Source organism: Erythrobacter sp. (assembly GCF_035194505.1).
Lineage (GTDB): Bacteria > Pseudomonadota > Alphaproteobacteria > Sphingomonadales > Sphingomonadaceae > Erythrobacter.
The window spans coordinates 2752549-2766081 of the sequence record NZ_CP136573.1 but is presented as its reverse complement, the minus strand read 5'-3'; the positions used below and the strand labels follow the sequence as shown (position 1 = coordinate 2766081).

The following is a 13533-nucleotide window of genomic DNA, read 5'->3' as shown; positions in this document are numbered from 1 at the left end:
GACCCTCGATCCGGTCAGCGCGCGAGCTTGGCCGCGCCGTCGCCGACCACGGCAAAGGCCGACCAGTAGAACGGGTGCGAGGTCTCCGGATCGTCCATCAGCGCGACCTGCGAGGTCCGCAGCGCCTCGGCGGTCTCGGTGCCGTCGCCCGCAAACAGACCCGAGATCAGCCGCCCGGTGGCGTTGAAATCATCGGGCACCGGCCAGTGGCTCGCCAGCACCGTACGTCCGCCCGCGCCCACGAAGGCGCGCACCAGCCCGTCGAGCGCAAACTCGCCGCCGCTGGTGACGCCGGCTTCCCGGGTTGCGCCGACCGTGGCGCTGCCGGCGGTGTCGCAGGCCGAAAGGATGACGAGATCGGCATCGATCCGGAGGCCGAAGATTTCCGAGAAGCTCAGCAAGCCGTCCGAACCTGCGGCCGCATCGAAGCTGGTCACCAGCGCGGGGCGCGGGGGACATTCGGGCTGCGGCGCCGTCACCAGACCATGCGTGGCAAAGTGCAGGATGCGGAAGTTCGCAAGATCACCCAGCCCCATGATCGCGGTGTCGGAAAAGGCATTGTCGGTCAGCACGCTTGCGGTCTCGCCAAAGCGCGTGGCCGCTTCGCGCAGCTCGGTCGCCTTGATCGGATTGGCCCAGATATTGGGCGACCACTGGCACCTGTCGCCCGCTGCCAGCGCCGCCTGCATCCGCGCAGCGCCCGGCGTATCCGTACCGACCGGCGAGTTTTCGCCAAGCCCGATATAGGCGCGCTTGGCACTGGACGGACGCGCGGCGCGCACATCGCGGAAGGCCGAGGCCGCCACCGAGGTGCTGATCTCCGCCGTCCGGCCCAGCCAGGCCGTGCCGCGGAAGTCATATTCGTCCGGGTTCTTGCCAGCCATCCGCGCCTTGTAGGCGGCGACGCTGGCATCATCGGTGACGAGCAGGTTGATCGGCAGCTTGAGCAATGCGCCATCGGGTTCGAACACGATGTGCTGGAGCTTGGGCAGCTGCTCGCCCACCGGAGCGAACAGGCGAACATAGAGCTCGCGCGAACGTTCGATATCGAAGGGGTAGGTCAGCACCTGACCACCTTCGATCACCGCGATGCTCTCGCGGATCTTGCCCACCAGCGCCTCGAGTTCGGCCGGGGTGGCATCGGCGCGCCACACCTTCACATCGTCGGCGGTGGCATAAAGGACGTAGGTGTCGCGCTCGAGCGTCACCAGCTTCACATAGGCCTCGCCCGGCTTGAGCGCGCCTTTCAGATCGCCGAGCGTGATCCCCTGCTCGGTCACCGCCCGGTAGCGCGGAAAGGCCGCGAGCTTTTCGAGCACTTCGGCCTGCTGCTGCTGCAATTGTTCGAGCCGCTGTCGGCGATCGGCAATCAGCGCGGTTTGCTGCGCGGTCGGCTGGGGGGCCGATTCCAGATCGAGCAGGGCAATGCGCTGCTGTTCGATCCCGCGCCCGAGATTGGTGGCGGTGCGGATCATCTGCGCTGCCTCGTCGCTGCCCCCCGAAAGCTCGCGCGCGAGCGCTGCCTGGGTCTGGGCAAGGCCCGGGCGCAGGAGCAGCTGGCTGGCGGCGAAGAGATCGGTCGCTGCCTCGCCGGCGGGCGATTTGCCGTCGGTCAGCAGCGCGAAATAGGGGGTCAGCAGATTGCGCAGCGAAGGCATGGCCCGCCCGCGGGCGCCCTTCACGATTTCGCGGTAGATGCCCAGTGCATCGTCGCGCCGGCCGCCACGGGCATAGAAGCCGGCGAGCTGGGCGCGGGCGCTGTCGAGCACCGGAGCATCGGGATAGGTCGCGGCCAGCAGCGCAATGCCCTGCTGGTGCAGCCGCTCGGCCTCGGCCGACTGGCCAGTGCGTTCGGACACCTCGGCCATTTCGCCCAAAACCTGCGCACGCAGCCATGCCATCGAGACAACCCGGCCGCCGCGCACTTCGCCCAGCGTCGCTTCGGCCTGGCGCAGCAGCGCCGTGGTCTCACCCGCGCGGCCAAGCTGGCGCAGCGTCGTCGCCTTGAGATAGGCGTGCTGGCCATCGAGCAGCTTGGCGCGCTCAGGCGGGGTCAGACCGCTGCTGAAGGCACCAGCGATCCGCTCGTTCTCGCTCGCCAGCTGTCCTGCCATCGAAGCCCCGATGCGCAGGGCGCGCAGGTCTTCGACATCGGTGAAGTTGGCCGTCACCGGCCGGTCAAGGATCGCAAGCGCCGCGGAGGCCTTGCGCTGGTTGAGCGCGTCCATCGCCTCGTAATTGCGCAGCTGACGGGACAGGACGGGGCTGGCCGCGGTGTCCGCACGGCTGGCAGCGAACAGACGGCGCGCCTCGGCGAAATTGCCGAGATTGGATTGTTGCAAGGCGCTGTTGAGGCGCGCCTCGATCGCGCCCGGCCCGACCAGCGCCGCCGATGAAACGGCGAAGAATTCGGCCGCCTCGGCGAAATTGCCGGCATTGCTGCGGCGGTAGGCTTCGATCAGCGCCTGGTCGGCCGAGATCGCCTCGGCCTGCTGGCGCGCGAAGGCCAGATCATCGGTCGCGCTGGTCAGCGGAATCTCGACCGTGCCGGGCATCACCCGGTCATTGGCGAGCGAGGCCAGCCCGAGTTCGAGCGCCTTGGAATAGGCCGCCAGTCCGCTTGCAGCATAGGTTCGCCCGCCGCGCGTGCCGATCAGCAGATCGTTGCGCACGATGCTGCCGGACCGCGAACAGGCGAGCCGCTGGGCACCGGCGAGACCAGGGACATCGCCCCCGCCGCTTCCCGGATTGCAGGTCGCATCCTGCCCGGCAAAGCGTGCCGGTGTGCCGGTGCCCTCGCTGCCCTTGACCACCCACAGCGTACCGACCGGCAGGGCAGCATCGCGGCAGATGATCGAATAGCGCCGGTCAAACAGTCCGGCGCCCGGTTCGGGTGCAAGGATCTGCGCCTCGCACAAGCCGTTGGAACCGATCGGGAAAGTGTCGCGCAGACTGAGGCCGGAATCCTGCGCGGTTCGCGCCGAACCCGGTGCGGCCAGCATCGCCGCTCCGATTGCCACGACCCCGGTAAGTGCAAGCGCCTGACGGATCATTGTGCGGGTCCTTGCCATCTTACTTCTTCTCCCCGCCGCCAGGGGCAGCATTGGCATCGCCCGAGTAGAGCGAGGCATCGCCGCCGCTCGAGACCGGATCATCAAGCAGCGATTCCTGCGTAATCAGCGGAGCATCGGGACGCTCGGGGAAGTCCATCCCGAAGCGTTCCTCTTCCTCCTCCGACGTCATCGGCGGCTCCTCGCTGGACAGGAACGGCGTATCGATGATGGTCGGGTTGTTCACCACCGGCGGGGCCGGCGGGGCATTGATCTCAAACGTCGCGCCAACATAGTTGATGGTGTAATTGCTGCCCGCGCTCAGCGTGCCCTGCCGGATGGCGTAGGAGCCGATGGCATTGCCTTCGTCACGCACCAGCACGCCCCCCAGCAGATCGCCGTTGACCAGTCCGTCGCCGGTCAGCGTGTAGGTCAGTTCGGGATCGGGCTGGCCGAGCAGGATCGACTGGTTATTCGCCGTCACCGTCAGCAGGCGCGGCGTGATCGAGAGCTGGCCGTTCACGAAGGTCAGGATGTAGTTGTTGGTCGCGGCCAGCGTGCCCTGGGTGATGGCGACAGTGCCAACTCCTGTGGTGGCCGTGGCAGTGGTGGCCAGCGCGCCAGTGAGCTGATCGCCGTTGACCAGCCCCTGTCCGCCGACCGTGAAGGTCAGCGCCGGGTTGGCATTGCCGTAAAGACGCGAGAGGTTGTTCGCCGTCACTGTGATCGGCCGCGCCGTGATCGTCAGCACGCCGGGGGCAAAGGCGAACTGGTAGCCCTCTGCACTCACCAGAGTACCGAGCGCTGCCGCAATCGCGAAGGTGCCGACATTGGATGTGCCGGTGGCCGTGGTGGTGAGCGAGGCTGCACCCGAGATGCCGGAGAGCCCGTCACCCGGCAGGAAACCGGCAAAGCTCGCCGTGAACAGCGGATTGGCACTGCCATAGAAGCGCGTGGCGTTGTCAGCTGTCACCGTGATGACCGGCGCAATCCGGAAGGCGGCAAAGTTGCCGCCCGGATTGAGCGCGTCATAGGCGACCTCGGTCTGGACATTGTAGCGCCGCACGTAGTTGGCGGGGTTGCCGATCTGCGATCCGGTGGGGGTCGCGGCGAAGATACCGAAATGCCCGCCGCCGGTCAGCACGAGGCCGGCATCATTGGCAAAGTTGATCACCTCGCCATTGAAGGAGGCCAGGTCGATTGCCCGTCCGGTGCCCGATGCGGTCAGCACGCCATTGGACAGAACAACAATGTTGCTACCCGCGCTCGAACCGCGGTTGTCGACTGCGATCGATCCGCCGGTGACATTGGCCAGCGTGATCGCTCCGGTAGCGCGTTGCGGATCGCCCGCGCCGTCGGCCAGATTGATTGCGACTTGTCCTGTGCCTGCATGGATGGTGAAACCGGAGCCCATGGTGATGACCGAGGGCTGCGGCGTTGCCAGCGCCGGCCCGCCGCCGAGGTTGGCAGCGAGCGAAACCGCGCCGCTGCGCGATGTCAGATTGCCGTCGAGCAGGATCGAGCGTCCGGCGCGCATGGTGATATTGCGCCCGACAATGCCGCCGGTCCCGATCGGGTCGTTGGCGCTGCCCGGGCCGCTCGGGGGAGCAACGGCCAGCAGCCGGATCGTGCCATTCGCATCAAGCTGGATGTTCGTGTTGTTCCCGGTCGTCGCCGTATTGCCGATCACCGAGTTCGTCCCGATGCGCAGCAGCATGTCGCCGTAGGTCGTCGCCGTGAGGGCACCCGTCACATTGATGTTGCCGAACTCGGCCAGCAGGCGCGAGCTGGAAAGATCGACGTTCAGGGCATTGCCGAGCGACGATGCGGTGAGCGAGCCCAGGTTGATGTTGCCGCTCTCCGCATTGACGAGGAACTGGCCGGCAAAGTTGGTGGTGCCATCCGTCGCGTTGGCCGTCATCTGCACCGATGTGGCGTTGAGCGTCGAAGTGCTGCCGTTCGCGGTCCTGAGCGCAGTGATGCCTGCGCCTGCCTCACCGAAGCGGCCGTTTGCACTGAGCAAGAGCGAGGCGAAATTGGACGTGCCGCCGTTGAACGCCTGTGCCTCGGCAAGGCCGCCATCGCCGGAACCGGCGGTTGCCCCCGCTCCGCCCGTGCCATTGGCAAGCACGCGGGTGTTGCCACCGATGGTGCCATTGCCCGCGCCCGTGCCGAGCGTGCCGACGCGGGCGTTGCGCCCGATCCCGTCGCCGCCGCGGCCCGAGACGGAGGTCCCGCCAAAGCCGCTCGCATCGATCAGCACGTCACCCGTGATGGTGGCGTCGATCTGCGAGAAGTCGAGGAAGGCCTCGCCGCCCGTACCGGTGCCGCCGACGCCCGCACCGGTGCTGTTGCCGCCATAACCTTGCGAGAAGATCTCGAGCGCGCCGAGGCTGAGGCTGCCGCCAAGGCTGCCGAACACCCCGGCAACGCCGCCCGAGCCGTTCCCGCCGGTCGAACCATTGCCGCCGTAGCCGATCGCCGACAGTTCGACATCATTTGCGATGACATCGCCCGCACGGACGGCCAGCCCGGAGGTGCCGCCTATGCCGATGCCGCCCGCGCCGCCAAGTGCCGGGTCGCTGGCGGTGCCGCCATTGCCGGCAAAAGCGTCAGTCTGCGCGAAGACGGTATTGAAACGCGCGACGCCCAGACCGACCGAACCATTGGCGCCCAGCAACGTTAGGCCCGCAATGGCAATTCCGCTCAGCGCATTGCCGCCATTGCCGCCTGCCGTGCCGGTGCCACCATTGCCGCCGCGCCCGCCCGCAGCGGTGGCGACTGCGACAGCCTCACCGCCAATTTCGATCGTGCCGTTGTCGCCGCCGGCCAGAATGAAGGCACCGCTGCCCAAGGCCGGGTCGGCCTGGTTGGGGACATTGCCCTGACCACCGCCAATGCCAGCGCCGCCGGCACCGCCAGCCGTTACGCTATCGCCATTGCCGCCATTACCGCCCACGCCCTGCGCAAAGGCGATCGCGTTGCCGCCGATCGTAATCCGCGCAGTGCGGGTCAGGTCGCCATTGGCCTGGAAGAAGGAGTTGCCGCCGCGGCCGAAGCCGCCAGCGCCGCCCACCCCGTAGGTGGCGCTGCCGCCGATGCCCTCGCTGCCAGCAAAAGCATTTCCGGTGATCGCGACCTCGCCGAACGTCGCAATGGCCCCGGCGATGCCGGCCACGCCATTGCCGCCGATCCTGCCGTTGCCGCCCTGCGCCAGAGTATCGGCATTGAAGCTGCCAATCCGGATGGTGCCGTTGCTAAAGGTCGCCGTCGATGCCCGGCCACCCAGCGCAAGCCCGCCCGTGCCGCCGGCATTCTCGCCGCCTCTTGCCTGGGCATCGAGCCGCAGCCGGCCCGTGATCTCGATCAGGCCCGTATTGGTGACATTTGCCACAGCCGTACCGGCATCCGCCAGCGATCCGGCCCCGGTGTTGTTTGAGCTTCCGCCGATGGCATTGGCGTTTGCGGTCGCGTCACCTCTGATGATCAGCGATCCGCCGGTATCGCCGACGTTGATGATCGCCGTGCCGCCAAAGGCATTGGACGCGCTCGATGCGTTGACCAGCGACCCCGTCGCCCCGACCGCGCTGGCATCGAGATTGATGTTGCCGTTCAGCGTGACAGTGCCGCCAAGCCGCGTGAAGAGCTGCGCGACGCCGCCGCGCGAGGTTGCGCCCGAGAGCAGGTTGGACGACGTCGCCCCGATCCCGCGCGCGCTCGCAAGCACGTTGCCGTTGAGCGTCAGGTTGCCGCCGTTGGAAGCAAGCAGAGCCTGTCCGCCCTGAGTCGCGCCCGCGATCCCGGCAGTATTGTCGGCTGTCGAGCTGGCATCGGCCAGAAGGTTGATCTGCGGTGCGGTGATGGTCGCGGTCGAACCGGCCTCGGCCTGAAGCGAGGCGAAGCCCGCAGTCGCACTGCCTCCCTGGGAGGTCGCCGCGCTGGCGTTGAGTTCGAGCAGGTTCGCTGTGATCCCACTGGTCCCGGTCAGGCCGATCCGCGCCTGTTGACTGGTCGCCGTGCCGCCAAGCTGGCCGGCGCCGAAGATCTCGGAAAAGGCGCGGGATTCGACATAGACGCTCGTTGCCGAGAGCGTGCTGTCGACGAGATTAAGCAGCGCGCGCCGCGATGTGGCATTGCCGATAGTGCCGCCCTGTCCGCCCTTGGCCTGCGCGCGCACCCGCAGGATGCCCGGCGCGCCCTGCGCGGTGGCGGCAATCGCCATGGTCGTGCGCGTCAGCACGATGTCGACATCGCCGGTGGTCGCACTGCCGCCCACGCCGTTGGTGCCGCCGTTGCCGCCAGCCGCATCGGCAGCCAGCAGAACCTCACCGCTGAAGTTCAGCATCGAATCGATGAAGTTGGCTGCGAGGGTCGCGCCGGTCGCATTGCCGCCGACGCCATTGGCCGCCAAGGCATTGCCGCCGGTCGCTGTCAGCCGGGTGCCGAAGCTCCCACCAGTAATCTGCGTGCCGTCAACCGTGACCAGCACAAGGCTGCCCTGCGCGCTGCCGCCCGCGGTAACCCCGTTGCCGCCGAGCACCTCGTTGTTGATCCCCAGCGCCGTGGCTCCCGCCGCGTTGGGCAGAAGGTTGATGAGCGAATCGACCGCGTTGAAGGTGATCGTCCCGCCCGAAACATTGCCGCCGATCTGGCCGTTGCCGCCGTTCGCATTGTTGAACACCGGAGCACCGCCAATCAGATTGACGGTGGAATTGATCACTTCGAACAGCACGTCGCCCGCAATCGCGTTGCCGCCATTGCCGGTTCCAGAGCCATTGCCGGCCTGCGCCCCAGCGCCGCCGCCAAAGTTCTCGATCGTCAGCTGACCGCCATTGATCACGCGGATGTTGCGGCTGCCGCCGCTGGCATTACCGCCGCTGATGTTGCGGGTTGCATCACCCGATGCACCGGCTTGCGAGAAGGTGGAAGGGGTGGCCGCACCGGCATTGATCGTGCCGCCATCGGCCAGCAGCGTGACAGTGCCGCCAAAGGCATCGCCGCCCGCGCCGCCTTCAACAATCGAATTGCCGCCAAAGCCACGCGCAAACACGGCGTTGTTGATCGACTGACTATTGTCGGTCGAGAGGGCTACGGTGCCGCCTGCAATCGCGTTTACTTCGGCTGTGCCGCCCCGCCCGGTGCCACCGATACCGGTGCCGCCGCGGGTGATCTCGCCAATCCCGTTGGCGTTGATGATCGCAAATCCGCCCGAGGTGTTGTTGAAGGCGATCGGGACGAGGCGCTGGATCGTCACCCGGCTGTTCGTGCCGGTCGCCGCAATCCGCGCCGTGCCGCCGGTGCCGTTGCCGCCCTGATGCACCTGCGCCGTGCCGCCGCGACCGACGGCGTGGACCTGCGCCGAGCCGATATTGACCGCGCTGCCGCCATTGGCCTCAATATAGGCGGTGCCGCCGGTGCCATTGCCACCGGCAAAGTTGGTGATGGAGTTGCCGCCCTGCCCATTGGCGAGGACCTGCGCGTGGCCGGTGATCGTGATCGCGCCGGGGTTGTTGCCCGTAAGCGTTGCCACATAAGCCTGCCCGCCAGTGGCATTGCCGCCCGCGCCATCCTCCGAATTGCCGCCGCTGCCCACCGCCTTGAGGAAGACATCGCCGTTGACGGTAACGGTCATCCCGTCACCCTGGATCGCGGCCAGTCCGCCAAAGCCTTCGCCGCCCGTTCCGGAGAGAGCAACGCCGCCAAAGCCGATCGCTGTGAATTCCAGCGAGCTCGCCGTCAGGTTTCCACCGAGACTGCCAAGGGTCGCCGCCTGTCCGCCGCGACCGAACCCGCCACTCGTCCCCTCGCCGCCGACACCGCTGGCTGTCAGGACGATCTGGTTAGCGATGACATCGCCCGCCCGGACAGTCAGGAAAGCATTGCCACCGGTGGCATTGCCGCCGGGAGCACCGGGGAAATCGCCGACCAGACCGCCCCGGCCGCCAAATGCGGTGGCATCATTGCGGACGTTGGCAAAGTTCGCCTGCCCGAGGCCGACCGAACCATTCTGGCCGAACAGCGCAAACCCGGATTGCGCCAGGCCGCCGAAACCGTCCCCGCCGCGTCCGCCGGGAATTGGCGTCCCGGGAGGCTGGGCGCCTTGCCCGCTGCCGCCTTGGCCACCGACGCCGACTGCCGAGGTCCACGCCAGTCCGCCGACATTGATCCGGCCATTATCGCCGCCGGCCAGAATGTAGGCGCCACTGCCGAAGGCCGGATCGGCCTGGTTTGTAACATTGAACTGTCCGCCATAACCATCGCCGCCGCGCCCGCCCGGAAGGCCATCGCCATCGGTCGATCCGCCTACGCCGCCGTAGCCTTCCGAAAAGGCGTAGGCATATCCGAGAATCGAAAGCGTGGCTGTCTGGGTAAGGGTGCCATTGGCCTGGAAGAAGCTGTTGCCGCCGCGACCAAGGCCGCCGTTGCCGCCGAACCCGAAGAACGCACCGCCGCCAAAGCCCATGCTACTGGCCACTGCGTTGCCGCCTATGGCGATGCTGCCGGTCACCACATTAGCTCCGGCGATCCCGCCGAAGCCGTCGCCGCCGTTGACGCCGTTACCTCCGTTGCCGGCCGCAAAGGCGTTGAAATCACTCCCGACTTCGAAAGTGCCGCCCGAGGGCACGAAGGCCGAAGCGCGCCCGCCCAGACCAAGACCACCGATCCCGCCAGCATTGCTGCCGCCAGAGCCCTCGGATTCGATAAGCAGACCACCCGTGATGCGAATCAAGCCAGCGTCGTTGACGTTGGCAACGGCGACTCCCGCATCACCAATCGATCCAGCACCGCTATTGTTCGAGCTGCCGCCACGGGCATTTGCCATGATCCGCGAATTGCCGCCGATCGTCAGGCTGGATCCGGCGTTTTGCAGCCGCATTGCAGCAAACCCGCCATAGGCGTTGGACACACTCGACGGGCTGGACAACGAGCCTTGCGCACCGAACGCGCTGGCAAAGACCTCGGCATCGAGCCCGATGGTGATGTCGCCGCCAAAATCAGCAATGATCTCGGCCGTGCCGGCGCGCGATTCCGCCCCGGTGATGATGTCGTTGATCGGGGCGCCGAAGGCATTGGCGCTGACACTGGTGCTCCCGGTGATGTTGATCGCCCCGCCATTGGCCCAGACCTGCGCCGTCCCGCCCCGTGCGATTCCGGCAATCCGGTTGAGATCATCCGCGCCCGCAAAGGCATCGGCGGTGACCCGCGCATTGCCGCCGACATTGATCGTGCCGCCAGTCTGCGCCTGCACCAGCGCCACGCCGCCGAAGGCGTTGATCTGAGCCAGCGACTGGAGGCTGGAGCTGACCACGCCGTAATCCTGTGCCGACACAAGCAGATCGCCACCGATGGTGATTGTGCGGTTGGCGCTGGCGAACAGTTCCGCCCGGTTCTGGGCCACCAGCATCAGGTTCCCTGCCGCCGAAATGGCCGCATTGTTGGCGCGCGCAGTGACGTTGTTGGTGCCGATTGCCAGCAGGCTGCTCGATGCCGAGAAGTCGGTCAGGAAAACGTCGGCAATCGTATCGGTAAAGCCGGCATTGGCGCCAAATACGCCATTGATCCCGTCGCTGACCGATCCACCGTTCACATTGCGGCCGAACACATTGTGGTTGGCCGACAGGATGATCTCGCCATTGACGACGCCTGCGCTCTGCGCCGGATCGAAGCCGAGGTTGCCGGAAAACAGCATGGAGATCGGATCGACCCGGCCGCGCGCCAAGGCGTAGATCATGTGGTTGTCGCCCGCACCCGTGCTCGACTGGCCACCGATATTGCCATTGAGCGTCATCACCTCGCCTGCCGCCGACGTGCCGACGGGGATAGAGATGTTGAACAGACCGTTGGAATACTGGAGATTGACCACGTCGCCCGCGACATAGGCATGGCTACCGTTGATCCGCGCGGTGCCGAACATTTCGACATCGGCGGCGACCACCGCGAAGAAGGCGTTCTCGGGGGATGCGATAATGTTTGCGCCGGGCCTGATCTGGATCTGCGCGGTCGTCCCCGCGGTCAGCGTCATGTTGCCGCCGAATTCGGCAAAGTTCTGGAAGTCGGTGTCGGTGGTGTTGAGCGTGGTCAGCAGCAGCTTGCCGACATCGAAGGTCGCCGTGTTGCCGATCAGCAGGCCGGTCGGCGAGTAGAACGCCACGAAGCCTGCCGGGGTCGCCGGTCCGCCCGCAGCGTTCTGGAAGCGCGAGATCACAGCGCCGTTGATCTCGGCGATATTGCCGTTGGGCGCCGGCAGGATCCGGTTGAGCACGGCAAAGTCCGGGAAGGCCGTCGTTTGGAAGAGAGCCGTGGCGTTGTTGGGCAGGAAGGTCAGCGCATTGCCGTTGCCGTCCTGGTTTGGCGTCCAGTTGATCACGACCGTCTGGCTGAAGCTGTTGACCGTGGTCTGGGAAGGCACCGAGTTATCGATCTGGGCCGAGCCGAAGACGACATTCCCGGTGGCCTGGATGCCTTGGGCCTGCGCATCCTGCGGCGCCATGGCCAGAGCCAGCGCCAGAGCGGTGCTGCCGCAGCCAAGCAGCAGACGCGAGCGGTTCCGGATCGGTTGGGTCATCTCAGAATCTCCAGGGGAGCAGACGGGCAGTCAGGGAAAACATGAAGCGCACATCGCCGCGGGTAAGGGCAAGGTCGGGACGCTCGAGCGGCACAGCGATCAGGAAATCGCTCTGCAAGCCCGGCCCCCAGGCCACGCGCACACCGCCGCCGACCGACCACAGCCGATCGGGATTGGTGGGGCTGCGGCTCGGATCCTCGTTCCACACGAAGGCGACGTCGCTGAAGACATAGGGCTGCAGCGCCCAGCCATCGACGCTGGCCGGCGCCAGCGAGCCGTAGCGCATCTCAAAGGATGACATCACGCCGCTATCCCCCAGCACCGAACCCGGATCATAGCCGCGCCCGATCGAGAAGCTGCCGCCCGCGAGCTCTTCGAAGGCCGGCAGTGCGTCGCCGGTAAACTGCGCCTGACTGGTCAGCGCCAGCGTGAACTTGGGGACAGGGCGATATTCGACCGAGGCGTTGAACCGGGCGAGCAACGGGGTGGGATCGGCTTCGATCCGGCTCGGCGGGGTCCCGCCACCGAACAGGCAACCCAGCAGATTGGGACGGCAATCCGGGCTCGCCGACATCACATCAAGGCCCTGACGCAGCTCGACGCCGTAGCGCATCCGGAACTTGGGCTCGTAGGGCGAATAGCCGCCCGCACGCAGCACCGATTGCTGATCAGTCATGTCGCCCGAAAGCCGCGCGAATGCCATGCGCACCCGATCCCGCGTCAGGCCGAAACCATTGAGCACAACGTCCTGATCGACATAATCGAACCCGGCATCGGCAAACAGGCTGGAGCGGCGGTTGCGCACCAGCGGGTAGCTGGCAAAGACGCTGGCGAACCAGGTTTCGGAATCGACATTGAACCCTGCGAGGCCGACAGAGGGGTTGACGGTGCTCCACGTCAGTTGTCCGCCAAGCCGCAGGCCTTCGCTGCCGACGCGGAAATCATGGCCCAGCTGCACCGTCTGCTGCTCGGTGAAATCGAGCGTGCTGAACAGCGCCAGCGTGGTGCGATCGCCCAGTCCGGTGACATCATAGGCCTCGCCGCGCAGCACTCCGCCGAAGCGGCCGATGGCCTGCGAACCGAGGTTCTGGACGTTGAGATCGACCATCGCGCGCTGGCGGATCACCGCAATTTCGCCCACCAGATCGCCCGGCGCGCCGCCTGCCGCCGGACGCAGCGAAAGGCGCACGTCAAGGCCCGGCAGGTCATCGGCGAGCAGCAGGTAGCGCTCGGCCTGATTGGTGTTGAACACGCTCTGCGCGGTGAGCTTTTCGAGGTAGCCCGCCACGATCTTCTCGGACGGCCCGGCATCGCCGCGCACACGCACCGATGTCAGACGGCCGAACACCACGTTGAAATCGGGGGTGTTGTCGGCAAGGGTCTGCTCGGGGATCTCGACCGTGGCGAGATAGCCCTGCCGGCGGAGGATGGCATTGGCCTCAGCGCGGATATCGCACAGCACCGATACCGGCACCTCGCGCCCCTTGTAACTGGCAACGGCGTCTTCGAGCGACAGGCCGGGAACGCGGTCCAGCCCGTTGAACTGCGCTCCGGCGACGGTGAACTTGATATCGGCGAATTCGGGCCGGTCGAGCGCGCAGGGCGGGCGCTCGAAATCGCCATCGATGGTCAGCGTCGGGCGCTGTTCCTCGCGGCGCAGCTCGGGCGGGACGAGATCGGTGCGGTTAGGCGGCGTTATCTGCGCCTGGGCCGATGCGGCGCTGACCGGCACCAGCATCGCGCCAAGTCCCAAAGCCATGGCCGAAGCCGCCCCGCGCCATAGGGCAGTGACTGCGCTTGAAGAGGAACCACGGCCCGATCCGCGCGAATCAGGTTGCACGTAACCTTGCGGTTCTTGGCGATTAACCGACAAATTTCCCCCCAGACCGTTCACTCAACAGGCAGCCAGATCTGGCC

Annotated in this window: 3 protein-coding genes; all 3 read right to left on the bottom strand. The window is 66.7% G+C overall.

The genetic code is table 11. The annotated features are described in order from the left end of the window. Positions 1–14 precede the first annotated feature (14 nt). From RSE14_RS13440 to RSE14_RS13430, 3 genes are read right to left on the bottom strand one after another with little or no spacing between them, the layout of a single operon-like run. Positions 15–3071, bottom strand: a complete 3057-nt coding sequence (locus RSE14_RS13440; protein WP_324074456.1) for a CHAT domain-containing protein — start codon at positions 3069–3071, stop codon at positions 15–17. Position 3072: 1 nt separating this feature from the next. Further along, a complete protein-coding gene (locus tag RSE14_RS13435) occupies positions 3073–11616 on the bottom strand; it encodes a beta strand repeat-containing protein (protein WP_324074454.1) in 8544 nt (2847 codons plus the stop codon). A gap of 1 nt (position 11617) precedes the next feature. Beyond that, entirely contained in the window at positions 11618–13375 is a 1758-nt protein-coding gene (locus RSE14_RS13430) for a ShlB/FhaC/HecB family hemolysin secretion/activation protein (protein WP_324074453.1), read from the bottom strand. Between the last annotated feature and the right edge of the window lie 158 nt (positions 13376–13533).